Origin of the sequence: Hyphomonas sp. CACIAM 19H1, from assembly GCF_003325995.1 — a bacterium.
Taxonomy (GTDB): domain Bacteria; phylum Pseudomonadota; class Alphaproteobacteria; order Caulobacterales; family Hyphomonadaceae; genus Hyphomonas; species Hyphomonas polymorpha.
The window spans coordinates 484,962-509,929 of the sequence record NZ_CP016437.1; the positions used below are offsets into that span (position 1 = coordinate 484,962).

Below are 24,968 nucleotides of genomic sequence, written 5' to 3' on the forward strand. Positions count from 1 at the left end.
CCGTCTTCCGGCCGGGGAAGGGGGCGGGCCGCTGTAAAAACTGTCATCCATGCGCGTTAGGCGCAGAGGGCCACCCTCCTGGAGACAGTCCGATGAAACGCCCTCACCTCTTGTCAGCGACGGCGATGCTGGCCGCGCTTGGCCTGTTCGCCGCCTGCGCCGCCACACCGGTGCAGCCCGCTGCCCTCGCCCCTGAAATGCCCACCGCAGCCACCACGGCCGATGCCCGCTTCACCATCGCGGTGATCCCCGACACGCAGAACTATACCGACTACACGCACCAGACCGCAGAAGGCTTCCCGTTTGATGCGGCCGATCTCTTCATCGAGCAGATGGGCTGGATCGCCGATAATCTCGAAAGCCAGGGCGGGGATATCGCCTTCGTTACGCATGTCGGCGATGTCTGGCAGCACGGCACCGTCAAGATCGATCCCGAGCATGAGGCGCGCGGCTTCAAGGCCGTCCCCAATCCGATTTTCGACGCCCATCTCTCGCCCAGCGACAAGGTGAAAACCGTCGAGATGCCCAAGGCCCGGGAAGGCTTCGAGCTGATCGCCGGCAAGACGCCGTTCTCCGTCGTTCCAGGCAATCATGACTATGACGCCACCTGGACCGATTCCAAATTCCCCCCGCGCGTTACCAGCCCCGCCGAAGTCGATCCCAACGACCTCACCTCCCTCGGCATGCTGCATGCTGGCGGGCTCGATAATTTCCGCGAAGTGTTCAATCCGGACTCTGCCTTTTTCAAAGACCAGCCCTGGTATGTTGCCTCCCATGATGGCGGCACGGACAGCGCCCAGATCTTCGAAGCGGGCGGCTATCGCTTCCTGCATATCGGCCTGCAGTTCGATCCGCCGGATACATCCCTTGTCTGGGCGTCTTCGGTGATCGATCAGTATGAGGGCCTGCCCACCATCGTCACCACCCACGACTTCCTCAACCGCAAGGGCGAGCGCGTGCCGAGCCCCGTTGTCGACAGCCATGCTGCCGATCCCGACGCCCACAACACACCCCAGATGGTGTGGGACAAGTTCATCAGCCAGAACGACCAGATCTTCCTTGTGCTGGCCGGTCACCAGCATGGCCAGTCGATGCGCGTGGATGACAACGCTTCGGGCCAGAAGGTCTGGCAGATCCTTGCCGACTTTCAGGATCGCGGCCAGACCGCCAAGGATGCTGGCCTCCGGTCTGCCTGGCCGGTTGGCATCGGTGATGGCTGGCTGCGCCTGATGACCTTCGATTTCAGCACCGATGTGCCCAGCGTGAAGGTCTCCAGCTACTCCACGCACTACAAGAAGTTCAGCCGCGAAATGCCCGAATATGCCGCCTGGTATCGCGGCCATGAGCAGCCGGAAATGACCGATGCTGAATTCCACGACGCGGATGATTACACCATCACGCTGGAAGACTTCCGTATACGGTTTGACCAATCCGGCCGCGCCGTAAACTGATTATCCGGGAATTATTTTTCCGAAGAAGATCAAAAGGCTCTGGGCAGTTTTGCTCGGAGCCTTTCATTTTCTGCTTGACGGTTTCATCCGTCTCCATCATAGGGCGCCTCCATTCAGCAACGGAGTGCCCGATGACGTATCGGCCCTTAACTCAGCCAAGGACGGACGCGGGCCTGGAACAGGTCGCGGCGCGTTTCCGCATGGAGGTTGCTGGATAGGGGCTGACGATCAGTCCCGAAGGCCCGAAAGGGTCTTATGCCCGCCCTCCGCGCGTTTCGCCCGGAGGGTTTTTTCTTGTCTGAAATCCGAAGGGGCCGCGTGGAGGGCTTGAAAAGGAGGCGCTTCCGGGAGGAAGCTGTAAAGACGATGAGTGAGTTTGAAGTCTTCGAAACCTACGCTGCGGGCCGCATCAAGGCCTGGGTGAAAGGTGTTGAGGTGGAGCCTGAAGCGCGCGAGCAGCTGGAAAACGTTGCCGGTCTGCCCTTCGTGCATTCGCATCTCGCCGTGATGCCGGACGTTCATTTCGGGCGTGGCGCGACCGTGGGCTCCGTCATCCCGACCAAAGGCGCCATCATTCCGGCGGCTGTGGGCGTCGACATCGGCTGTGGCATGATGGCGATCCGCACCAGCCTCACCGCGAATGATCTGCCCGATAGCCTTGCGGCCGTCCGTAGTCAGATCGAACGCAAGATCCCGGTCGGCAATGGCCCTGGTGGCAATCACAAGGATGCTCCGGCGCGTGCGGCGACTGCGCTGCGCAATTCGGGGCTGCCCGAGCGGCTCGATAAGGTGCTTGCCAAACACCGGCGCATCCAGCGCACGATGCTTGCCAGGCAGCTCGGAACGCTCGGCGGCGGTAACCATTTCATCGAGCTTTGCCTTGATGAAGAGGCCCGCGTGTGGGTGATGCTGCATTCGGGTTCGCGCGGAACGGGCAACATCCTCGGCACCTACTTTATCCAGGAAGCTCGCGAGGCGCTGGAGAAACGGGTGCTCGGCTATCACGTGCCGGACAAGGATCTCGCCTTCTTCATGGAAGGAGAGCCCCTGTTCGGCGACTATATCGAAGCCGTCGGCTGGGCGCAGGACTATGCGCGCCTCAACCGCGAAGTGATGATGGACCGTGTGCTGATGGCCATGCGGGAGGTACTTCCGGCCTTCACGCTGGAGAAGTCGGCGGTGAACTGCCACCACAATTATGTGGAGCGGGAACACCATTTCGGCGCAGATGTCTGGGTCACCCGCAAGGGCGCCGTGCGCGCCCGCAAGGATGAGCTGGGTATTATTCCGGGCTCGATGGGGGCGAAATCCTTCATCGTGCGCGGCAAAGGCAATGCGGATTCCTTCTGCTCCTGCTCGCATGGGGCAGGGCGCACGATGAGCCGTGCCGAAGCCAAGCGCCGCTTCACCCTTGAGGACCACCTTGCCGCAACCGCCGGCGTGGAATGCCGCAAGGATGCCGGCGTGATCGACGAAACGCCGATGGCCTACAAGGACATCGATGCCGTCATGGCGGCGCAGTCTGATCTGGTGGAAGTGGTCCACACCCTCAAACAGGTCGTCTGTGTAAAGGGCTGAGGCGCGCCAGCGCTTCAGCCTTCCGCGGCTTCTGCTGAAAATAATCTCTAGACGGAATTTATTTTCGAGAAGGCTCATTGACAGATTGTCGCGCCATTGGCATGACGCACATCCTGGCGCATAAAATGATCCGTCAAAGGATTTGATGGCGCCGCCTCAGAAACGGAAACACCCATGAAGCAGTGTATTGAAGTCCATACCTGCTCCTCGCTTTACCGGGGAGCGCCGTCTGCGGCCCCCGCGCGTTTGCCGGTGGCTGGCTGACCCTCGCAGAATTGATCTGACCCTGCCGAGCGCGCCTAGTCGGCGCCTGCGCATAATCAGTTGGAGGTGATCATGGGAACGCCCATGAGCCTGCCGGTGCTCCTGGCCGATAGCCGGGCGTTGCCGGTCACGCCGCTTATAGTTTTCCTTGCCGGTCCGCATGCGGAAACAATCGCGCGCATCTGGCCTGCGCCGCATGAGGATTTCCTCATGCTGCCGTCGGCGCGCCGCCATGCCGCAGCCATTCTCGCCCTGCGGGATGGCTACACCGCGCAGCGCGTTCAATGGCTCGCGAGCCGCGCGCGGGATGGTGAGCTGGCGGTCGAGCTTTTCGGCAGTCACCCGCCCGGCGGCGTGATGAAAGCGCTTGGGCGGATGGGCGAGGCGCTCTGGACGGAGGCGGCCTACGCCCAGTTCTTCGGTCTGTTTCGCGATGAGGCCGCGCGCCAGCTTATCCGTCATATGGCGGATATTCAGTCTGCGGTTCTTTCGGTGGTCGCCGCGCTTCCCGCGCTGCTCCGCCGCCCGTCCATTGTTGCGGCCCTCGGGCCGGATATGGAGGCGGCGCGTTGCCTCGTTGCAGCCTGGAACATGGCCCTGCATATCCGCGGTGAGGGGGCAGGCGCAGACATTGCCCGCCAGTTCGCCCGGGCGAAGGATGCAACGGCCCTGTTCGAAATGGCGCTCTCGGCGATCCAGCCGCCAGCGTTCGGCGAGACGACTGCGGTGCCCACCCTTCCGGCGCCGTTCTCGCCGGTCCGCCGGATGGAGCATCTTCAGGCCGTCGCGCTGGAAATGCGCAACTGCTTGAGGGATTACGCGCCCGCTCTTGCCTCCGGCCGGATGGCGCTGTGGATCTGGCAGGGGGGAGGCGGCCCGGTGGCCGTCGCGCTCTGGCGGGATACGGGCGGCTGGCGCCTGGCCGAAGCGCTCGGGCAGGACAATGCCGACGTGCCTGACGAGGTTCTCCACGAGATCCTCCCGGTCCTGAGGCAGGTGGGTATCCGCGCGGGCGAGCCCTGGCACCTGCTGCGCAGCCAGCTGACCGATCAGGTCCACAAGGCCCAGGATCTGCAGGGCGCGACACGCCCGGCGGCCAGCATGCGTCAGCGGCTCTATCTCGGCTACCTCTGGGACTAGGCCGTGCACATCGCGGGCGCCCCCTGACCTTGCGTCCGGGGGCGCCTTGCTTTGCAGCGGGCGCTTTCCGGGTTAGGCTGCGCGCCGGGAAAAGGAGGAAACATCATGGCCGACGGACAGGAAGCAGAAACCCGCGCAAAATTCCGCGAGATGCTGGAAGGCTCGAAAGATGATTGGGACATCATCGCGGAGCATTCGCGCCACTTCAACAAGGGGCTGGCCAAGCGCGTCATCGACCATCTGAAACTGCTGGATGGCGATTTTGGCGGCTTCCCGGTCGACCGGCTCACTCATTCCCTGCAGACCGCCACCCGCGCCCACCGCGATGGCCGGGATGAGGAATATGTCGTCTGCGCCCTGCTGCACGACATCGGCGATACGCTCGGCAGCTTCAACCATCCCGATGTTGCCGCCGCGATCCTCAAGCCCTTCGTGTCGGAAGCCAATCACTGGATGGTCGCCAATCACGGCATGTTCCAGGGCTATTATTTCTTCCACCATCTGGGGCTCGACCGGAACATGCGCGACCAGTTCCGCGATCATCCGCACTTTGAATACTGCGCCCAGTTCTGCCACCTTTATGACCAGTCTGCCTTCGATCCAGACTATCAGAGCGAGCCGCTGGACTTCTTCGTGCCAATGGTGGAGCGCGTCTTCTCAAGGCCGAAGAACTCGATGTATCTCCGCAAGACCGAAGAATAGCTTGAAAGGGCGGCCATGCTGAAACTCCTCGTTCTCGCGGCGCTTCTGCTGGCCGTCATCTACTTTTTCAACTGGGTAAACCGCCGCCCGCCGGGCGACTGGCGGCGTGATGATGACGATGAGGGCAACGGGCCAGGCGGCCCGCCCGGCCGCCGTCTCGGACTGCCGCAGGAAAGTACTCCGGACACGGATAATGCATCCCGCCCGCGCGAGACGGCCGGCGCAGACGATGACTTCAAAGGCGGCTGACGCGCAGCCTCAGCCTTCTTCGGCAGGTGCGCATTCGCCGGGCGTATCGACGCTGACACCGGCGGCCTGGGCGGCGCATTTGTTGCCGTAGGTCTGCCCGTCGCAGCCGCAGACCGGGGCATATTCATACGTACACATCTGTGGGCGGGGCAGGCAGATGCCGGCTGCGTCGGCAACCGTCCGGCAGGCGCCATCTTCATAGAAGCAGCTAAGGCCGCCCGCGCACTGGATGCCGGCAATCCCGCCACACATGCCGCCCGCCTCGGCCAACGGCCGGCTCACGGGTGCAGGCTCCGGAGCGCTCATGTCAGGAGTGTCTGTCGTTCCCGGCGCAGCGCAGGCGGCCAGCAGGACAAAGGCGGCGGCAAAAAGAAAGAGGCGCATGGCTGAATCTCCGTTTCCGGAGGCCAGCCTGCGCCTCAATCATTCTGTTTGGCAAGCCTTGCAGGCTTATTTCGCGGCGGCAGCGGCCACGGCGGAGAAGATGTTCTGGCCATGCTCACCACCAGCCTTGAAGGCGGGGCGGGTGGTGTTCACATCCGTGATCTGGTCCCATTTAGCGGCAACGGCTTCGGCGGTCAGCGCGTCGCCCTGGCCAACGAACACGCCGGCGGTCTCCACGATGCGCGCCATCGAGAAGGCGCCTGCGCCCGCCGACAGGATCATGCCGGTGGGGGCATCTTCCTTGACGAGGTTGATGACGCCCGGCGTCACGAATTCCGGCTTCAGCGCAGCCAGCATCTGCTCGGACATGATGTCCTCGGTCATCCGCGTCGCGGCGATCGGGCAGACGGCGTTGATCTTGATGTCGTTCTTCGCGCCTTCGATTTTCAGCGTGTTCATCATGCCGACCACGCCGAGCTTGGCGGCGCCGTAGTTGGCCTGGCCGAAGTTGCCATAAAGGCCGGTGGAGGAGGTGGTGACGACGATCCGGCCGTAATTCTGGGCTTTCATGATGTCCCAGGCGGCGTGCACGGGCAGGAAGGTGCCGCGCAGGTGAACCGCCAGAACCAGGTCGATGTCTTCCACGCTCATCTTGGAGAAGGAGCGGTCGCGCAGGATACCGGCGTTCGCGATGATGATGTCGATCCGGCCCCATTTGGCCATCGTGTCGTCGATCATGCGCTTCACGCCATCAACGTCGGACACCGACGAGCCGTTGGCGATCGCTTCGCCGCCGAGGGCTTCGATTTCCTTGACCACGGCCTGCGCCGCATCCGAGCCGCCACCCGAGCCATCGCGCGAGCCGCCGAGATCGTTGACCACGACCTTTGCGCCGCGGCGGGCGAGTTCAAGTGCGTGAGCGCGGCCAAGGCCGCCGCCTGCGCCGGTCACGATGGCAACGCGGCCGTCAAAACGGATGTCGGACATGGGTATCTCCCTCAAACGGTGGGTTTGTATGGCCGGTGTCACACCAGACGTTCACGTCAACGTCAAGCATGTCCGCTGCGTCACCCCTTGCCGCAGGGGCTGCGGCATGATTGCTGTCGCGGCGCGAATAGGGAGGACACCATGCTCGCTTACCTGACCCTCGGAACCAATGACAAGGAAAAGGCCTTCGCCTTTTATGACGCTGTGCTCGGCGAAATGGGCGCCAAGCGCTTCTACGCTAATGACCGGCTCCAGTTCTATGGCGTCGCGCCCGGCCAGCCGATGTTCGCGATCGGCACGCCCTATGAAGGCGCTGCCACCGCTGGCAATGGCGTGATGCCGGCCATCGCCGTGGCCGACAAGGAAACCGTCGACCGCGTCTACAACAAGGCCCGCGAACTCGGCGCCGCCTGCGAAGGCGCCCCCGGCAACCGTATGCCCACCTTCTATGGCGCCTATTTCCGTGATCCCGACGGCAACAAGATCTGCGTCTGCAAGCTCGGCTAAGCCCGCTTCAGATGCTGTAACAGAATGGAGCCCTCCGGTTGTTCGCCGTGAGGGCTTTTTTCCATCGGCGTCCCCACCGGCTCGCAATTGCCATTGCCGCTTTCCAAGCCTTTCCGTGCCCGTTAAGTCTGAAGGCTTGGGTCTGATTTGCGGGAGGGCTATCGCAACATGCCGGCAGGATTTGAATGGGGCTGGGACAATGCCCGCGCGCTGATCGGGATCGTTCTGATCTACGGCCTGTGCTGGGTGCTTTCGGAAAAGCGCAAGCTCTTTCCCTGGAAGATCGTGCTCGGCGCCACGGCGATGCAGTTTGCCTTCGCGCTCATCCTCTTCGGCATTCCCTTCATCAAGGAAATCCTGCTCAAGGCCAATGCGCTGGTAGATGGCCTGCAGAACGCCACGCGCGCGGGCACCAGTTTCGTCTTCGGCTATGTCGGCGACAACGTCGCCGCCGGTGAGCTGATCGGGGGCGCTCCGCCGCCGCTGTTCTTCTTCCAGATCCTGCCCATCATCATCGTGGTGGCCGCCCTCTCGGCCATCCTCTGGCACTGGCATATCCTGCGCTGGATCACCAATGGCTTTGCCTTCGTCTTCCGGCGCGGCATGGGCCTGGGCGGGGCCACCTCGCTTGCCGTCTCGGCCAACGTCTTCATGGGCATGACCGAAGCCCCCGTCCTCATCCGGCCCTACATCAAAGGCATGACCCGGTCTGAGCTGCTTATCATGATGACCGCCGGTTTTGCCACCATCGCTGGCTCGGTCCTCGTCGTTTACGGCGCGTTCCTGGAAGGGAAGATGGCCAATCCGCTGCCCCAGCTTCTGGCCGCCTCGATCATCGCTGCCCCTGCCGCTGTCGGTGTCGCCCTCGCCATGATCCCGGAAACCACCCCGGCATCGGAGCGGATGAAAGACCCCGATTTCAAATACGCCTCCACCATGGATGCCTTCTCCACCGGCGCCACCGATGGCCTGAAGATCGTCTTCAACATCGCGACCATGCTGATCGCCGCCCTTGCGCTGCTCTGGCTGGTCAATGCTGGCCTCGGCCTCTTCCCGGATGTGAACGGCAGCCCGCTCTCCATTGAGCGCATCCTCGGCTGGATTTTCGCGCCCCTGATGTACATGATCGGCGTGCCGTGGAGCGAAGCGTCCCAGTCCGGCTCCCTGATGGGCGTCAAAACGGTGCTGACCGAATTCGTCGCCTTCCTTCAGCTGGCAGAAGTGCCCGTCGAGGCGATGGATCCGCGCACGCGGATGATCACCGCTCACGCCATCTGCGGCTTTGCCAACTTCGGCTCGATGGGCATCCTGATCGGCGGTCTCTCCATCGTTGAGCCGGAACGGCGGGAAGATTTCCTGGCCCTCGCCTGGCGCACGCTGCTGGCGGGCACGCTCGCCACCTGCCTCTCCGGCGCTGTGGTGGCCGCTTTGCCGTACGGCCTGTTCGCCGCAGGCTGATGGCCGTCAGGGCCTGTGCGCAGCAGGCCCGGCGCCTCCGGATAGAGCTTTCCTGACATTTGCCTTGAGCAAATGCCCATGGCCCTGAATCCGAAACTCTAGTCATTAGGTAGGCTAAGTTGGGTATTCCTCGGGGCCGCCGATGCCGTTTGCAATTGATGAGCTGTTTCTCTGGCTGGTGCTGGTGGGGTTCCTCGCTCAGATGATCGATGGTGCCCTCGGCATGGCCTATGGCGTGGTTTCCACCTCGGCCATGCTCGCCCTCGGCATTCCGCCCGCCATCGCCAGCGCCAACGTCCACACCGCTGAAATCTTCACCACCGCTGCCTCGGGCACCTCCCACGCCATCGCCCGCAATGTCGACTGGAGCATATTCTGGCGCCTTGCCCTCTTCGGCTCCATCGGCGCCGTCATCGGGGCCACCTTCCTCAGCCATGCCGATACCAGCTTCATCCGCCCCTTCATCGCTGCCTATCTTTTGTTGATGGGCCTCATCGTCATCTGGAAGGCCCTGCGCCCGCCAAGCGCCCCGCCGCAGATCCGCAAGGTCGGCCTCCTCGGCTTCTGCGGCGGCATCGCAGATGCCATCGGCGGGGGTGGCTGGGGGCCGGTTGTCACCTCAAACCTCATCGCGCGGGGCGGGGAGGCGCGGAAGATGGTTGGCACGGTCAACATTGCCGAATTCGTCGTCACCGTTTCGGCCAGCGCTGCCTTTCTGGTTGCCCTCGGGCCGAATTTTGGCAAGGCGGCGCTCGCGCTGCTAATCGGCGGCCTTGCCGCTGCCCCCATCGCGGCGTGGACAGCCAGCCGCGTGCCCCGCAAGGCGCTCACCCTTATCGTCGGGGCCGCCATCTGCCTCGTCAGCGTCTACAATCTGTGGCGCGCCTTCAGCTAGGCTCCGCTGACGCCACGGCATCGCGCTTCTGAACCGCGCCGGGGTCGCCATCGGCGCGCCAAGCCTCTAAATGGTGCGCGGGCCGCCCCTTCCTGCGGCCAGGCTGACAGGAGGCCCCGCTTGTATCATCGGACCGGACTTGCCGCCCTTACCGCGCTGCTGATGGCGCCCGCTGCCCTTGCAGAGCTGCCCCAGCGCCTCGAGCCGGTGGAAGTCTATTCTGACCGGCCCCAGCAGGCCGCCGGCGCGCGCTCCGTGCTCGATGCCACCCTGATCAGTGAGACCGCCGCAGACCGCCCCGCCGAAATTCTGAACCAGGCCCCCGCCGTCAACATCCAGATGAATTCCGGTCAGGAGCATCTGATCTCTATCCGCTCGCCTGTGCTCACGGGCGGGGCAGGGCAGGGCAGCTTCCTCATCCTTGAGAATGGCGTGCCCATCCGCTCGCCGGCCTTCGGCAACGTCAACGCGCTGATCGAGCCCCATCATGAAGTCGCCGATGCCATCGAGATCGTCCGCGGACCGGGAAGCGCCAAATATGGCTCCAATGCTGTTCACGGCCTGCTGAACTTTATCCTGCCGGATGCCGGCAGCCCGCAAAGTGCGCGCCTCAGCTACTCCACCCTCGGCCGCCTGCGGGGCGATGCTTCGGTCAATCTCTCTGCCAGCACACGCCTCAACCTCTCCCTGATGGATGACGATGGCTGGCGCGACGACACCGGCAGCCAGCAGCAGAAGCTCTCCCTCGTGACGCAGGCAGACCTCGCCGGATGGGACGCGTCCTTCTGGCTCGCCGCCTCCAGCCTCAATCAGGAAACGGCCAGCTTCATCCAGGGCCCGGACGCCTACAAGAACCGCAGCCTTGCCGAAACCAATCCGAACCCTGAAGCCTTCCGCGATGCCTGGTCAGCCCGCCTCGGCGCGCGCCTTGTCCGCGATGTCGGCCCCGGCACGCTGACGCTCCTGCCAAATCTGCACAGCCAGGCAATGATCTTCTCCCAGCATTTCCTGCCCTATGGCGGGGTGGAGAAGAACGCCCATACCGGCGGCAGCGTCCTCGCTCGCTACGAGTTTACCCCCACCGGCCCCATCCAGTGGCGCCTGGGCGCGGATACCGATTTCGCCACGGGCTACCTGCGCGAAATCCAGCCCGACCCAAACCCCAGCCCGAATTTCCCCCAGGGCATCCATTACGACTACACGGTGGATACCGCCGTCTTCGCGCTCTGGGGCGAAGCCGATTGGCAGTTTACGGATAATCTCCGCCTCCTCGCCGGCCTGCGCGGGGAGACCCATGACTACGACTACACCACCCGCGCGCCCACCGGCCTTAGTGGCCGCTTCAATGTCACGCCGGACCGCACGGATGATTTCACCTTCCTCACGCCCAAGCTCGGCCTCGTCTGGGATCAGTCCTGGGGCGCGCTCTATGCCAACTATGCCCGCGGCGCCCGTGCTCCGCAGGTGTCGGATCTTTATCGCCTGCAAAGCCTCCAACTCCCCGGAGAGATCGACACCGAAACGCTCGATAGCCTCGAAATCGGCGCGCGCGGCGCGCTGCTCTACGGCCACCTCACCTTCGATGTTGCCGCCTGGTGGATGGAGAAGAAAAACTTCTTCTTCCGCGATTCCGATGGTCTCAATGTCACCGATGGCGCCACCCGTCATTTCGGTATCGACGCCGAAGCCACCTTCCGGCTTACGGACACGCTCTCCGCCACCGGCAATCTTGCCTGGAGCGACCAGACCTACACCTTCAACCGCCCGGTCGTCGCCGCCCAAGAACGCATCGTGGACGGAAACCTGATCGACACCGCCCCCGAATGGCTGGGCAATGCACGGCTGGACTGGCAGGCAAGCCCCGCCCTGAAACTCTCCCTGACGCTCGATCATGTAGGCGAGTATTTCATGGACCCGGCCAACACCGTCACCTATCCCGGCCACACGGTCCTCGGCGCCCGCGCCGGCTATGTGTTTACGGACGGTCTTGAGGGCTACATAATCGTCCGCAACCTGACGGATAAAAAATATGCCGACCGCGCCGATGTCGGATTCGGCAATGAACGCTATTTCCCCGGAGAGCCCGTCAATGCGGCCTTCGGGCTAACGAAAAAATTCTAGGAGGAAGCAATGAAACTCTATCACAGCCCGATGGCGCCCAATCCGGACCGCGTCGTCTATTTCCTGCGCGCCAAGGGCAAGCTCGACGCGGTCGACCTGCAGGAAGTCTCGATCATGCAGCAGGATCACAAAAAGCCCGAATACCGTGAGGTTTCGCCTTTCTCGCAGGTGCCCGCGCTCGTTCTCGATGATGGCACCAAGCTCACCGAGAGCCGCGCCATCTGCACCTATTTCGAAGGCATCTTTCCGGAGCCGAACCTGATGGGCGCAGACCCCAAGGAGAAAGCCCTGATCGAGATGTGGGATCGCCGCATCGAGCTGATGTTCTTTATCCAGTTCGCCGGCTGGTTCCGAAATGCCCACCCGATGATGGCCCCGCTCGAAGTGCCCCAGAGCGCTGAAGCGGCCGCGAAGAGCGAGAAGGCCGCCCGCAAGATGGCCGAACGCCTTAACGAACACCTGGCGAATAACGAGTTCGTTGCCGCTGATCGCTTCTCGATTGCCGACATCACCCTCTTCATCACCTGCGGCTTCTGCCGTGTGATGAAATGGGCGCCGCACAAGGAGCTTCCCAATCTCGGCCGCTGGTATGACGCCATGGCCCAGCGCGGCTTCGCTGGCTGAGCGAGGTAGGCCGGAGTATCCAGCCCACCCCCGTCAAAAACGGGGGTGGGCGGAGTATACGGTCAGCGCGGCGCCATGCGGATGCCGCCATCGAGACGGAGGCACTGGGCGTTGAAATAGGTGTTGCGCACCAGTTCCAGAACCAGCGAGCCATATTCTTCCGGCTTGCCGAGGCGTTTGGGGAAGGGGACTGACGAGGCGAGGCTGTTGAGCACCTTGTCCGACGCGCGCAGCATCAGCGGGGTAGCGAAGATGCCCGGCATGATCGAATTGACGCGAATGCCGATATCCATCAGGTCGCGCGCCATCGGCAGGACGAGGCCATTGACGCCCGCCTTGCATGATCCGTAGACGACCTGTCCGATCTGGCCATCCTGGGCGGCGACAGAGGCTGTCAGTGTGATGCAGCCGCGCTCGCCATCTTCCAGCTCGGGCAGGTTTGCCATGCCCTCGGCCGACAGCGAGGCAATACGGTAGGAAGCCACCAGCACGCCCTTCGCGCCGAACTCATAGTCCTCGGTGGAAAGGCGTTTGTAGCGGGCGTTTTCCTTGTCCCAGGAAAGCGTCTTGCCACCTTTCGAGGCCATGGCGCAGTGCACCGTGATCCGCTCCTGGCCATGGGCGGCGCGGGCTTTCTCGAAGCCGGCGACCACGGAAGCTTCATCCATGATGTTCACATTGCAGAAGATGCCGCCGATTTCCTTGGCGGTGGCTTCGCCGGCTTCGGCATTGATGTCGAAAATGGCAACCTTGGCGCCAGCCTTTGCCAGGGCGCGGGCAGTGGCCTGGCCGAGGCCCGAGGCACCCCCGGTGACGACGGCGGCGGTCTCTTTGGTGATTTGCATGGACGGTTTCCTTCCCTGTCTGGCTGTCTTTATTCCTGTTTAGGCAGGGGCGGGCGGGTTGCAAATGGTGACGCAGCGCGAAGGATAATGCGTTCCAAAAAGCAACCCGGCGCGTCATTCCTCTTGCCGCAGGTTCAAACTCCCGTCACAAACCCTTTCCATGGATTGGGGTAAGCTCAGATCATTCCACGCCGCCGCCGAATCCGGCAGCCTCACCCTTGCGGGCGAGCGCCTTGGCATTTCCCAATCAGCCGTCTCCCGCCAGATTGCGGCGCTGGAGGAACAGCTTGGCGTCTCGCTGTTCCAGCGCCATGCCCGCGGCCTGGTGCTGACCGATAGCGGCCACACCCTCTACCGCTCGACGATGGAGATGGCCTCGGCCGCCCAATCAGCCAACACAGCCCTGCGCGACCAGCAGGAAACCCCGCAGGGGGAGCTGATCGTGGCCGCCCCGGTGGCGTTCGGGTCGATCTGGATGGTGCCGCGGCTGGGCAATTTCGTCCGCCGCCACCCTGATTTGCGGCTCGATCTGCGCCTGGATGACCAATTTGAGTATGATTTGCTCAAGCTGGAGGCCGAATGCGCCGTGCGCCTCTGGCCGGCGGACAAGGCAGATTTGATCCAGCGCAAGCTCGGCACGCTGGGCACAAACCTCTATGCCTCGCCCGAATATCTGAAGACCCATGGCGTGCCCAAGGAGCCTCAGGATCTCGATAACCACCGGATCATCGCCTATGGCGACGAGTCCACGCCGCTGTTCGAGATGGCCTTTGCCTGCCGGGTAGGGCGTGATGACGCACCCCCGCGCAACGCGACCCTGAAGGTGAACAATGTGTTCGCGATGCTCCGGGCGGTTGATGCTGGTCTTGGGATTGCCGATGTGCCGGACTATATGGCCGCTACGTTGCCCCGTCTGGTGCGGGTCCTTCCTGAAGTAACCGGGCCGGTTTTCGATCTTTACTTTATTTACCCCAGCGACTTGCGCCGGTCTAAGCGCGTGGCTGCGTTCCGGGAGTTCCTGACGGCCGAGACGGAGCCCCTGCGCCGGGTTTCTATGCGTCAAGGTTCGTGAATTCTAGGTAACACATGCAGAATTGCATGAGTGAGCTGCTGTGTCGCATGTTGCAATGCAGCGAAAATGCCCTATCTAGGCGTCATGCCAAGGGTCCTGGGCATAACCCGATCATTCCTCCGATTGGGCGTTTCCTCCCCCCTTCAGGACCCCACTTTATGCCCGGCGCGTCTTATGATGCTGCCGGGCTTTCTTTTTTCCGGCCCGCTGCTCCCGCTTGTAAGGTCTGAAAAGCCGGGTTTCTGAATTTACAGAATTTACAAAACACACTTTACCGCAAGAAGCCACGAATAAGGCGCCAGACCAGGAAAATCACGAGGGCGATCGTGAAGGTCATCGAGGCGTAGAGCACGAATACGGAAAACTCGTTCCAGGGTTGATCGAGATTCCCGCCGGACAGGTCCAGGAAGGGTGGCACCCAGCTGAGGCTGACAGAAACCTCGTCATTCCGGCTGAGATCGCGCAGCTTGTCGGCCCACATCATCGCCAACTGGAAGAAGCCGAACACGCCTAGTGCACCCAGCAGCAGGTTCATCGCGCTCTCGTCCTTCTTGGCGAGGCGCGCCTCCCGGTCCCGGGTCTGGCTTTCCATGTTGGAGATCAGGCGTTCGATATAATCATTCCGCCGGCCGATCCCGCGCAGCTGGGTCATCTTCTCGAATACTTCGCTCTCGGTGTCATAGCGGAACACGTTCATGTACCGGTCGCGGTAATAATTGGCATACTGCCCGGTGCGGAAGGCGTAGAAGGCTTCGGCTGCGCGTTTCAGCCTGCCCTTGTTGCCGAGCTTTTCCACCTCGTCGATCAGCTCGAAGGCGGAGGCTTCATATTCCCGCGTCATGAACTCGTTATGCATCGAGACGACATGGATCATGAAGGCGTAGGGGCAGGTGCCGATATAGTCATTGGCCGCTTCCAGGCTGCGGGCCTTCTCGACATAGGTGGTCAGCGCGCGCGGATTGGCGAAGCGCACGAATTTCCGCTCGGTCGCCTGTTCCTCGGTGGCTGGATAGATCGGGTCGGTCGAATCCAGGATCTCTGACGGGTCCTGGTTCATGAAATCGATGATGTTCTGGTTGAAGCCGGCGATGAACAGATATTGCAGACAGTCCTGCCGCCGGCGGTCATCCATGCCGGGCCGGGTCTTGCGGGCCGCGTCGATCTGCGCGTCCGTGAACTGGTCATAGTCCGGCCGGTTGATCACCCAGTGCCAATAGTCCGGCCCCATGCGGATTTCGGGCACATCCACCAGCCCGCGCGGGTTCAACCCGTCCAGCTTCCGCTGATAGGGCAGATAGCACTCCTCCTGCACCATCAGCGTGCGCGGCGGAGGCACACCGGTCACCTTGTCCGGTTCTGGCAGCAGGCGGCGGAAGAAGGTGGCATCCTCGAAGAAGAAGAGAAGACGGGACACCGGCATCACAAGGCCGGGCACCTCGATGAAGGGCGCTTCGGCCACCAGCGCGTCAAAGGTTGGCGCCAGCGGAGGGGCCTGACCCTTGCCGGGATCGCGCGGCAGCTTTCCAAACAGGTCTTCCGCATCCAGATCGAAGGAGGCGCGCACATATTGCCAGAAGCTCAGGTCTTCTCCGCGCGGGCTTTTGACGCGCAGGAGGTCCAGCGGGGCAATGCCGGTGCGGTCATCGGTGGCGCGGAAGGGCGGGGCGCCGTGCGGGCGGGGTGCGGCTTCAAATTCCTTCGGCGCGGCCGCTTTTTGGAGCAGGGAGAGAAAGTAGAACTCCCCTGGCGTGTGGTCGTAATTGTAGCGGAAGGAAAGATGATATCCGATCGCGCCATTGGCATGGGTGTACCAGAAGCGACGTATCCGGAGGGTGCGCGCCTTGCCAAGGCCAGGCGGTGTGGCGATGAAGCGGCGCCCCTCGGTTGACCAGGCAATCTCGTCCGGCGCCGTGATCTCGATGAACTCGCCATTCTGCGGGCAGAGGGTGTCCAGCAGGAAATCATCCACTGCGCCCAGCCGTTCGCGGTCGGCAATATCATTGAAAAGGGGCTCTACCGCGTCGCGCAGGCGCTTGCTGCCGCGATAGCCGCGCTGAAAATCCCGTACCGTTTCAGCGCCCAGAGGCGCGCCAAGCGCAGCAGTGACCTTCTTTTCACTGACGTAGAGCGAGAGGGTGAAGTAGACCGACTTGTCCTCGCATTCCTCAAAGTCGTGCGTGATGCTCGCCATCTCGGTCATCCGGGCCTCTCCTGCAGTATCGGTCGCCGGCCCCCCGCCGGCTAGCTTCGGTCCCGGGACACCTGTGCGGCGGCGGCAAAAACCGTGTCAAACCCTGTCAGGGAAATGTGATCGCCGCGCTGGCAGGCCGCTTCCAGCACCTCCAGCTGGGCGGCAGCCACCGGCGAGGAGGCAGGATCGCGCCCCTTAAGCACGGTCACACCGAAAAAGCGCCGCATATGCGCCAGCATCCGGCAGGCGGGCAGAGACTCCGCGCCGCCAGAGCCGAGCACGCCGAGCAGCAACTCATCCTCCGATCCCTGATCATTTGACAGGGGTGGTTGGCGATACTCCATCCCGACAAGCCGGGCCCCGCGGCGCTCCCAGATTTTCAGCCGGTCAACCTGGTCGAGCCCGGCATGCTGGCTGTCGAGGGCGTAGTCTTCCGGGCTCATCTTCACCGGATTGTTGATCTCGATGAAGATCAGCGGCGTGGGTATTTCGCCCTCGGGCCAGGCAAAAGCCTCGCGCGCTTCCTCGCGGACGAGGTGCATCAGGAGGCCAAACAGGCCGCGGCGGCGCTGGTTTGCGTCCACAAAAATGTAAGAGAGAGAGACGGTCGGGTCTGTTCCATCGCCAGCGAAGGCGATGAAATTGGCCGCGCCCAGCACCGGGCCATTGGCCCCTTCCGTCAGCAGGATCGCCATCTCCCGGTAGGGCCCGTAAAGCGCCGAGAGACGCTCATACGCCTCGCCCTCATTCAGGGCGAGGCAGGCACGAAAGCCATCCAGGTCTTCTTTTTCATCGGGCAGGATGAAGGCGGCGTCATAGGCCGCATAGAAGCGCAGGAGATGAGGATCATCAGGCCGCGTGATGTAATGGGCAATCACGCCGCCTTCGAGGGCGTCGCTACGCTCGCGTCCGGGCAGGGAGGTTATCGTCATGCGGTTTGAGTGGTCGCATGTCAGCGGCTTCTGTCAACGGGATTCTCTCTGGCTGCCCCGCCGCAAGGGCTCGACGCTCCCTTCAGGATCGGGAATGCTGGTGGCGATAAACTATCCGGAGGAAACCCATGTCATCCCGCCATCTTGTTGATCCTGAACTGCTGCCCTTCCTGGAGAGCTTCCCGACGATCAACATCAATGCTGAAAATCTGCCTGCGGTGCGCGAGATGAACCGGGCGGGGCTCGCGCTGCTGCCGCCGCTGCCCGAGACGGCGGTGATGGAGGAGCGCTTCATCCCCGGCCCGGCGGGCGCCCCCGATGTGCGCGTGAAACTCTACCGCAAGAAAGACGGCGCCAAGGGCCCGCGCCCGGCGATCCTCCACCTGCATGGCGGAGGCTATATCTCCGGCAATCCGGAGTTCATGGGCCCGCAATGCGCGCTCTGGGCAGACCTCTTCGATGCGGTCGTCGTCTCGCCGGCTTACCGTCTCGCGCCGGAGACGAGCTATCCCGGAAATGTCGAAGATGCTTACGCCGCCACCGCCTGGATGAACCGGGAAGCGGCCAGCCTCGGTCTCGACCCGGCCCGTATCGCGGTGACGGGGGAAAGCGCCGGCGGCGGGCTTTCCGCCGCGCTCGCCCTCTTGGTGCGTGACCGGGGCGAATACCGTTTCTGCCATCAGCAGCTGATATTCCCGATGCTGGACGATCGCACGGCGGTGCGCGCCGATCTCTCGCCAATGTATGGCGAGTTCATCTGGACGAATGGATCAAACCATTTCGGCTGGGCCTCGCTGCTGGGCCAGCCGCCGGGCAGCCCGGATGTCTCGCCCTATGCGGCGGCCGCCCGCGCAGAAAGCCTTGCCGGTCTGCCGCCCACCTTCATTTCAACCGGCGCACTTGATCTCTTTACGGAGGAAAATCTGGAATATGCCCGCCGCCTGATGGCCGAGGGCGTGCCGGTGGAACTGCACGTCTATCCCGGCGCGCCCCATGCTTATATGCGCGATATGCGCGCCAAAGTCTCACGCACCTATATGCGCGACGCGCTGGCTGGCATGGCCCGCGGCCTGGGGGTAGCGTTTGAGGGGTAGGGGGCGCGCCTCGGCTCATCCTGAGCAAAGTCGAAGGGCGAGCCGGGGCTTGGCGGCAACGCTTGTGGCCATCCTTCGACTTCGCTCAGGATGAGCGTTGTACGGAAGGATGGCAAGGAGCGTATCAGACTGAAGCCCGCAGCATCCAGGCTGTCTTCTCGGCAATCTGCGCGCGCTGGGTGAAGAGGTCGACCGACACCGGGTCGGCATTCTTCTCGGCGATGGTGATGCCATACTTCGCTGCGCGGCTGACGGCTTCATGGCCCGCCGCAAGGTTCTTCACCATCGTGTCGGCGTCGGGCACGTCGTTGTCTGGCTTGATCGTGGCATGTTTCATCATTTCGCCCGAGGAGCCCGGCGCGAAATGGCCAAGCGCCCGGATTCGCTCAGCGATCTCGTCGAGGGCCGCCCACAGCTCGGTGTACTGGGTCATGAACAGGCTGTGCAGCGAATTGAAGCGCGGGCCCGTGACGTTCCAGTGATAACCGTGGGTCTTGATATAGAGCGCATAGGTCTCGCCCAGTAGGGTCTTCAGGGCGTCAGCTGAGGATTTGCGGGCTTCGTCAGACATTCCGATGTCGATGGACATGAAATTTCTCCTTTTGAAACAGAATGGGGAACAGCTCCCCGTGCCCAATGCATATTGGGACTGTGAGACTGATTTTCCAATCCGAAACCCGCCCTGCGGCTATAGGTTCCGCCTATGGCGGCTGATCAGGACAGACTGCCGCAGAAGCGCTGGATGCGGACCAGTGCTTCCTTAAGGATCGCGTCAGATGTGGCGTAGGAAATCCGGAAGGTGCCGGGGAGGCCAAACGCTTCGCCGAAGACGAGGGCGACCTTTTCCGCTTCCAACAGTTCGGCAGCGAAGGTCTTGTCGCTGTCGATCACCGTGCCGGCAGCGGTTTTTTTCCCGATCAACCCCTCGCAGGAGGGATAGACATAGAACGCGCCTTCCGGCTTCGGGCAGACGATCCCGGCGGCCTGGTTCAGGCCTTCGACCATCAGGTTGCGGCGGCCGGCATAGGCGGCGCGGAAGCCGGGCAGGAAGTCCTGCGGGCCGTTGAGCGCCTCGACGCTTGCCCATTGGCTGATCGAACAGGGGTTGGAGGTGGACTGGTCCATCACCTTGCGCATCGCGCCAATCAGTTTCTCCGGCCCGGCGGCATAGCCGATACGCCAGCCGGTCATGGCATACGCCTTGGAAACACCGTTCATCGTCAGGGTGCGGTCATAGAGCGAAGGCTCGACCTGCGCGATCGTCTTGTATTCAAACCCGTCATAGACAAGGTGCTCGTACATATCGTCGGTCAGCACCCAGACCTGTGGGTGGCGCAGCAGTACGGCGGCGAGGGCTTTCAGCTCCGCGCCGGTATAGGCGGCGCCGGTCGGGTTGGAGGGCGAGTTGAGGATCAGCCATTTGGTTTTCGGCGTGATCGCCGCTTCCAGGGCAGCCGGCGTCAGCTTGTAGGCTGTCTCTGCGCCGCAGGTCACCGCCACCGGCGTGCCGCCGCACAGCAGCACCATCTCTGGATAGCTCACCCAGTAGGGCGCCGGGATGACCACTTCGTCGCCCGCATTCAGCGTGGCCATGAAGGCGTTGAACAGCACGGCCTTGCCGCCGGGCGATACGTTCACCTGAGAGGTCTTGTAGGTGAGGCCGTTCTCGCGGGCGAACTTCGCCACGATCGCTTCCTTCAGCTCCGGAATGCCGTCCGAAGGGGTGTATTTCGTCTTGCCTTCGCGGATGGCGCGGATGGCGGCTTCCTTGATGTTTTCCGGTGTATCGAAGTCCGGCTCGCCCGCACCAAGGCCAATCACGTCCAGCCCCTGACGCTTCATCTCGTTGGCCTTGGTCGTAACGGCAATCGTGGCGGAGGGTTTCACGCGGTCGATTGCATCGGACAGGCGGAGGTCGGCGGCCATTGGGGCGGTCCTTTTTTCTGGAGGGGCGGTTGCGGCGCACGCTTACTGGAGGCCCGGCAGGCCTTCAAGGCGCTGAATTGGCGCTGCCCCATCCCGCCAGAGGCAAGGTGCGGGCAGGGATGCCCGGCGGGTGAACCAGATCGATGAAATTTTACCGGCTTTTTCGCGAGCCGATAACGCAACTGGCCCATAATGAGCGCTGTTGCGGATAAAACTGCCTGAAAGCAGAGTACCACATCCCGAGCAGTGCCATGAGTATGGATAGCTGGACCCAGAAATTTGACGCCGCCCTTACCCGCGCCAGCTACGAGCTTTCGGGGCTGACTGATGCCCTTTCAGAGTTTCTCGGCGGGCTGAGTCTGGTCGAGAAGATCCTGCTGGGCGCTCTGGGGGTGCTGACGTTATGCTACATGTTCATGCCAGGTGGCCGGGGCGATGGCGCGGGCGATCCCAGCGGCAGATATTTCGCCGGTATCCTCCTGTTGTTCGTTGCCACTGGCGTGTTTGCCGGGCTGGTGATGTCCGGCGACATTTCCCTCTGACAGTTCACGCGCAGCGCACAAGCTTTCCCGCCCCGCCGGTCTCGACTATCTCTGCCCCATGACCGATACGAGCCCCGGCGCTGCCCCGATCCGCGGGGTGGACGTCATCAGAGAGAATTTGAAACACCTCCCGGCCAAGCCCGGCGTCTACCGCATGTTCGGTGAGGCGGGGGAGGTGCTGTATGTCGGCAAGGCGCGCGACCTGAAGGCGCGGGTCTCCAACTATACCCGTATGGGCGGCCACACCCAGCGCATCGCCCGGATGATCTCGATGACGCGGGCGATGGAATTCGTCGTCACCGAAAGCGAAACCGAGGCGCTTCTGCTGGAAGCCAGCCTCGTCAAATCGCTCAAACCCCGTTTCAACGTGCTGCTGCGCGATGACAAGTCGTTTCCTTACATCCTTATCCGCCGCAATCATGAAGCGCCGCAGATCAAGAAGTATCGCGGCAGCAAGCAGGATGAGGGCGATTATTTCGGTCCCTTCGCCAATGCCGGCGCGGTGATGCGCACGCTCGACACGCTGCAGAAGGCGTTCCTGCTGCGCACCTGTGAGGACAGCGTCTATTCGGCCCGCACACGGCCCTGCATGCTCTACCAGATCAAGCGCTGCGCCGGGCCATGCGTCGGCCTCGTCTCGAAGGAAGACTATACCGAGCTTGCCAATGAGGCGGCCGACTTCCTGCGCGGGAAGGGGGCTGACCTTCAGAAGCGGCTCGCCGCAGAGATGGAAGCCGCGTCCGAGGCGATGGAGTTCGAAACCGCCGCGCGCCTGCGCGACCGCATCCGCGCCATCGCCCATGTCCGCTCCACCCAGGACGTGAACCCCGACGGGATCGAGGAAGCCGATGTGTTTGCCATCTCGATGGAGGGCGGGGTCTCCTGCGTGCAGGTCTTCTTCATCCGGGCCGGGCAGAACTGGGGCGCGAGCGCCCACTTTCCCCGCCATGAGCGCGATCAGTCCGTGGCCGAGATCCTCGCCGCCTTCCTGGTACAGTTCTATGATAAGCGCCCGCCGCCACGTCTGATCCTCGTCAACGAGTTGCCCGAACAGGCCGAGCTCATCGAGGAAGCCCTCGCCCTGAAGGCTGGCCGCAAGATCGAGCTGCGCCGTCCCGAACGCGGCGCCAAGCGTGATCTGCTGACCCAGGCCGAGCGCAATGCCAGCGAAGCGCTCTCCCGCAAGCTGGCTGAAAGCGCCAGCCAGGAGCGGCTGCTGACGGAAGTGCAGAAGGTGTTTGATCTTCCCCGTCCGCCGGAGCGGATCGAGGTTTACGACAACTCCCACATTCAGGGCACCAACGCCGTCGGCGGCATGATCGTTGCTGGCCCCGAAGGCTTCCGCAAACAGGCCTACCGGAAGTTCAACATCAAGGACACAGAGCTCACCCCCGGCGATGATTACGGAATGATGCGGGAAGTCATGCGCCGCCGCTTTGCCCGCGCATTGAAGGAGAAAGAGTCCGGAAATGTCCAGGAATGGCCGGATCTGGTGCTGATCGATGGTGGCCTTGGCCAGCTGAATGCCACTCTGGAAACGCTGGCGGAGCTTGGTTTGACCCCGGAGGATGTCACCCTTGTGTCCATCGCCAAGGGTGTTGATCGCAATGCTGGCCGCGAACAATTCTTCCGCCCCGGCAAAGCTCCGTTCAAGCTGCCGGAGAATGCGCCGGTTCTCTATTATCTTCAGCGATTGCGGGATGAGGCCCACCGCTGGGCTATCGGCGCGCACCGCCAGAAGCGCGCCGCCGAAGCGGCCCGGTCACCGCTCGATGAAATCGAAGGCATCGGCCCGGCCCGCAAGAAGGCCCTGTTGCACCATTTCGGGTCTGCTCGCGGTGTTTCCCGCGCCAAGGTGGCCGACCTGATGGAGGTGGACGGCGTCAACGAAGCCCTGGCCATCCGCATCTACGGCCATTTCCACGGCGGTTAGGTTTTGCTCGATGCCTTCTCGGCGCGCGCGCCCAGGGCGATGAGATAGCTCTCGATCAGCAGCACCAGCTCGTCTTCCAGTGCCTTGGGATCAAGTTCCAGTTCCGGTTCGGCCGCCGCAGCCCTCAGCAGGCAGATCACGGCATGGGTCAGCACAAAGGCAGACTCCCGGCCCAGCACAAGATTGAGATCGCTCCGTGAGCTGATCGCCTCGACAAAGGCGAGGTGGTGCTCGCTCATGATGCTTTCGCCGCGCGCCTTGAACAGGGCGTCCATCAGCACGATGCGCGTTTCAGGTGAGCCCTCAATGCCCCCCATGATCGCCTGGATGATGGTGCGGATAGCATCCTGTTCCGGCGCGGCAAGCACGATCTCGGTGACCTTCTGGCGCAGCGCTTCGGCCTGGCGTTCGCCCATGGCCGCAAGAATGTCGTCCCGGTCCCGGAAGTATTGGTAGAGCGTGCCGATGCTGACACCGGCCCGCTCAGCTATGCGATTTGTGGTCAGCCGGCTTTCGCCTTCGCTCTCAAGAAGCTGAAAGGTTGCCGCCAGAATTGCGTCCACAGTGGCCTGCGCACGCGCTTGTTTCGGATTTCTCCGCGTCTTTTCAGTCATTTGCGTCCCCCAACCTTCCGTCGCTCAGCGTTTTTCTGATGCGAGTGGAAAATCTGAGAATTGCTTACATTATTTCTCGAAGGTAGCCAAGGACTTGTCTCGATGACCGTATCCCTCGACGCTGTTCACCAGCGCATCCAGCTCCAGAAGACTGTTTTGCCGGTGATGTATGGCGGCGTGGATTTCTCGGCGACGCCGGAGCGCTACACCGACGATATTTCCGTCAGCTCGATGGCCGCTTATGCGGACAAGTTTGCGGCCCCGCCGGCAGATATGGTGGCGCGTGTGCGCGCCTACACGATGCTGGGCGATGTGACGGCGGATGCCTATGCGGCGCTGATGCCGAAATACGGGTTCAAGCGGCTGGTCAGCATGCTGCAGACCGCCTGCGATGAGGGCATCGGCGCGGTGCCGGATGCGCCGCCGGAACTTGCCGCACTGATTGCCGAGATGGAAGTCAGGCCCGCCTGGCTGGACATGGACCTGGTGCGCAAGGGCGCCGAACTGAACCGCCTGCCGATGGCGGTATTTGCGCCCTGGACGATCCGGGGCGCATTCCTGGCGACCTTCATGAACAAATATACCGCCCTGCCGATGGCGCTGACCGGCACGCTTTCCAACACCACGGCCGCCAAACGCGTGAACGAGACGGCGACCTTCTTCACCGTGACGACCCTGCCGAACGCGCTGGAGCCGCGCGGAGAGGGGTTCAAGGCGGCCGCCATGGTGCGCCTGATGCACTCGATGGTGCGGTTCAATGTGCTGCGCGGGATGAGCAAGAGCTGGGACAAGTCCGTCTACGGCATTCCGATCCCGCAGGTGGACCAGATGCCCGCCGGGCTGATTGACGTGTTCCTGCTGGCGTTCAAGATGGTGGAGCAGGGGCGCGCGGAGTTCACGCCGGAGGAGCGCGCCCGTGTCGAGTTCAGCCGCTATCGCTGCTACCTCCTGGGCCTGCCGGAAGACCTGCTGATGGATACGCCTCAAGGCATCATCGACATCATGAACGCCCGCAGCGCCTCCATCCGCGAAGGCTTTGATGATGCGACCTGCGGCGAGCTGGTGCGTGCAACGCTGGCCGCCTACCTGCCGCCCGACAAGTCGCTGGGCAACCGTATCCACAATTCGCTGGAGCGCCGGGTGGGGCGGATGGTGCTGGTCCAGAGTTTCCTGGGCGGCAGCGTCAAGGCCGCCCGCGACATGGGTGTGGAGGTGGGCTTCCTCGATTACCTGGTCGCCGGGCTGGTGTTGCCGATGATCGGGGTGAAGATGGCGCTCTATGGCGTTGCGGCGAAGGTGCCGGGCCTGCGGGAAATGGCCGACCGGCGGCTGGTGGCGAAAATCCACAGGCTGCTCAAACGCTATGGCCATGCCGAATTCACAACAAATGCGGAGGCATACCGCCCGGCTCTCCCGGCCGGCGCGGCAGGGCAGGCCGGGTGATGGCTGCCCGAGGGGC

At 62.9% G+C, this 24,968-nt stretch carries 23 protein-coding genes; 15 read left to right on the forward strand and 8 right to left on the reverse strand.

The features are described 5' to 3' along the window. Positions 1-92: 92 nt before the first annotated feature. The 5 genes from BBF93_RS02360 to BBF93_RS02380 all read left to right on the forward strand — a co-directional run bounded on the left by BBF93_RS02360 (position 93) and on the right by BBF93_RS02380 (position 5,384). Positions 93-1,451 (forward strand): metallophosphoesterase, encoded by a 1,359-nt coding sequence (locus BBF93_RS02360; RefSeq protein WP_233349240.1) that lies wholly within the window; start codon positions 93-95, stop codon positions 1,449-1,451. A gap of 366 nt (positions 1,452-1,817) precedes the next feature. Further along, positions 1,818-3,029 carry an RtcB family protein gene (locus BBF93_RS02365; protein WP_114104840.1) on the forward strand — a complete coding sequence of 404 codons (1,212 nt, stop codon included), beginning with the start codon at positions 1,818-1,820 and terminating at the stop codon, positions 3,027-3,029. 336 nt (positions 3,030-3,365) lie between these two features. Next, entirely contained in the window at positions 3,366-4,433 is a 1,068-nt protein-coding gene (locus BBF93_RS02370; RefSeq protein WP_162786371.1) for a hypothetical protein, read from the forward strand. A 105-nt stretch (positions 4,434-4,538) separates the two neighbouring features. After that, positions 4,539-5,135: an HD domain-containing protein gene (locus tag BBF93_RS02375; protein ID WP_114104842.1), complete on the forward strand. Its 597-nt coding sequence runs from the start codon at positions 4,539-4,541 to the stop codon at positions 5,133-5,135. A gap of 15 nt (positions 5,136-5,150) precedes the next feature. Next, on the forward strand, positions 5,151-5,384 hold the full coding sequence (locus tag BBF93_RS02380) for a hypothetical protein (RefSeq protein WP_114104843.1): 234 nt from the start codon (positions 5,151-5,153) through the stop codon (positions 5,382-5,384). Between the two features lie 9 nt (positions 5,385-5,393). Here BBF93_RS02380 and BBF93_RS02385 read toward each other — a convergent pair whose 3' ends face one another. After that, the gene (locus tag BBF93_RS02385; RefSeq protein ID WP_114104844.1) at positions 5,394-5,768 is read right to left on the reverse strand and encodes a Kazal-type serine protease inhibitor family protein; all 375 of its coding nucleotides are present in this window, start codon (positions 5,766-5,768) and stop codon (positions 5,394-5,396) included. Between the two features lie 66 nt (positions 5,769-5,834). Continuing rightward, positions 5,835-6,755, reverse strand: coding sequence for an SDR family NAD(P)-dependent oxidoreductase (locus BBF93_RS02390; protein ID WP_035593049.1), 921 nt, complete (start codon positions 6,753-6,755; stop codon positions 5,835-5,837). A gap of 141 nt (positions 6,756-6,896) precedes the next feature. Between BBF93_RS02390 and BBF93_RS02395 the strand changes: the two genes are divergently transcribed. From BBF93_RS02395 to BBF93_RS02415, 5 genes are all read left to right on the forward strand, one after another. After that, the gene (locus tag BBF93_RS02395; RefSeq protein WP_035593050.1) at positions 6,897-7,262 is read left to right on the forward strand and encodes a VOC family protein; all 366 of its coding nucleotides are present in this window, start codon (positions 6,897-6,899) and stop codon (positions 7,260-7,262) included. Positions 7,263-7,430: 168 nt separating this feature from the next. Further along, on the forward strand, positions 7,431-8,720 hold the full coding sequence (locus BBF93_RS02400) for a NupC/NupG family nucleoside CNT transporter (protein WP_114104845.1): 1,290 nt from the start codon (positions 7,431-7,433) through the stop codon (positions 8,718-8,720). A 142-nt stretch (positions 8,721-8,862) separates the two neighbouring features. Next, positions 8,863-9,615 carry a sulfite exporter TauE/SafE family protein gene (locus tag BBF93_RS02405; protein WP_114104846.1) on the forward strand — a complete coding sequence of 251 codons (753 nt, stop codon included), beginning with the start codon at positions 8,863-8,865 and terminating at the stop codon, positions 9,613-9,615. A gap of 120 nt (positions 9,616-9,735) precedes the next feature. After that, entirely contained in the window at positions 9,736-11,736 is a 2,001-nt protein-coding gene (locus BBF93_RS02410; RefSeq protein ID WP_233349241.1) for a TonB-dependent receptor, read from the forward strand. A 9-nt stretch (positions 11,737-11,745) separates the two neighbouring features. Beyond that, the gene (locus tag BBF93_RS02415; protein ID WP_114104847.1) at positions 11,746-12,360 is read left to right on the forward strand and encodes a glutathione S-transferase family protein; all 615 of its coding nucleotides are present in this window, start codon (positions 11,746-11,748) and stop codon (positions 12,358-12,360) included. 62 nt (positions 12,361-12,422) lie between these two features. Here BBF93_RS02415 and BBF93_RS02420 read toward each other — a convergent pair whose 3' ends face one another. Further along, complete coding sequence (locus tag BBF93_RS02420) at positions 12,423-13,205, reverse strand: SDR family NAD(P)-dependent oxidoreductase (RefSeq protein ID WP_035593058.1); 783 nt, start codon at positions 13,203-13,205, stop codon at positions 12,423-12,425. 160 nt (positions 13,206-13,365) lie between these two features. Between BBF93_RS02420 and BBF93_RS02425 the strand changes: the two genes are divergently transcribed. Continuing rightward, positions 13,366-14,277: a LysR family transcriptional regulator gene (locus BBF93_RS02425; RefSeq protein ID WP_035593060.1), complete on the forward strand. Its 912-nt coding sequence runs from the start codon at positions 13,366-13,368 to the stop codon at positions 14,275-14,277. Positions 14,278-14,548: 271 nt separating this feature from the next. Here the strand turns inward: BBF93_RS02425 and BBF93_RS02430 are convergent, their stop codons facing one another. Both BBF93_RS02430 and BBF93_RS02435 read right to left on the reverse strand, forming a co-directional pair. Further along, a complete protein-coding gene (locus BBF93_RS02430; RefSeq protein ID WP_114104848.1) occupies positions 14,549-16,477 on the reverse strand; it encodes a hypothetical protein in 1,929 nt (642 codons plus the stop codon). A gap of 41 nt (positions 16,478-16,518) precedes the next feature. Further along, positions 16,519-17,400 carry a hypothetical protein gene (locus tag BBF93_RS02435; RefSeq protein WP_114104849.1) on the reverse strand — a complete coding sequence of 294 codons (882 nt, stop codon included), beginning with the start codon at positions 17,398-17,400 and terminating at the stop codon, positions 16,519-16,521. Positions 17,401-17,528: 128 nt separating this feature from the next. Between BBF93_RS02435 and BBF93_RS02440 the strand changes: the two genes are divergently transcribed. Beyond that, positions 17,529-18,494, forward strand: a complete 966-nt coding sequence (locus BBF93_RS02440) for an alpha/beta hydrolase (protein ID WP_114104850.1) — start codon at positions 17,529-17,531, stop codon at positions 18,492-18,494. Between the two features lie 124 nt (positions 18,495-18,618). Here the strand turns inward: BBF93_RS02440 and BBF93_RS02445 are convergent, their stop codons facing one another. Together BBF93_RS02445 and BBF93_RS02450 are read right to left on the reverse strand one after the other, a co-directional pair. Further along, positions 18,619-19,083 carry a Dps family protein gene (locus BBF93_RS02445; protein ID WP_035593067.1) on the reverse strand — a complete coding sequence of 155 codons (465 nt, stop codon included), beginning with the start codon at positions 19,081-19,083 and terminating at the stop codon, positions 18,619-18,621. A gap of 125 nt (positions 19,084-19,208) precedes the next feature. Next, positions 19,209-20,420, reverse strand: a complete 1,212-nt coding sequence (locus BBF93_RS02450; RefSeq protein ID WP_114104851.1) for a pyridoxal phosphate-dependent aminotransferase — start codon at positions 20,418-20,420, stop codon at positions 19,209-19,211. A 251-nt stretch (positions 20,421-20,671) separates the two neighbouring features. Between BBF93_RS02450 and BBF93_RS02455 the strand changes: the two genes are divergently transcribed. Both BBF93_RS02455 and uvrC read left to right on the forward strand, forming a co-directional pair. After that, a complete protein-coding gene (locus tag BBF93_RS02455) occupies positions 20,672-20,962 on the forward strand; it encodes a hypothetical protein (RefSeq protein WP_162786372.1) in 291 nt (96 codons plus the stop codon). Positions 20,963-21,020: 58 nt separating this feature from the next. Further along, positions 21,021-22,895, forward strand: coding sequence for an excinuclease ABC subunit UvrC (gene uvrC, locus BBF93_RS02460; RefSeq protein WP_199288432.1), 1,875 nt, complete (start codon positions 21,021-21,023; stop codon positions 22,893-22,895). Here the strand turns inward: uvrC and BBF93_RS02465 are convergent. After that, the gene (locus BBF93_RS02465) at positions 22,892-23,509 is read right to left on the reverse strand and encodes a TetR/AcrR family transcriptional regulator (RefSeq protein ID WP_114104853.1); all 618 of its coding nucleotides are present in this window, start codon (positions 23,507-23,509) and stop codon (positions 22,892-22,894) included. The two genes, uvrC and BBF93_RS02465, sit on opposite strands and share 4 nt — an antisense overlap. Before the next feature lie 102 nt (positions 23,510-23,611). On the opposite strand from BBF93_RS02465, the gene BBF93_RS02470 reads away from it, so the two are divergent. After that, complete coding sequence (locus BBF93_RS02470; RefSeq protein WP_114104854.1) at positions 23,612-24,952, forward strand: oxygenase MpaB family protein; 1,341 nt, start codon at positions 23,612-23,614, stop codon at positions 24,950-24,952. Positions 24,953-24,968 lie beyond the last annotated feature (16 nt).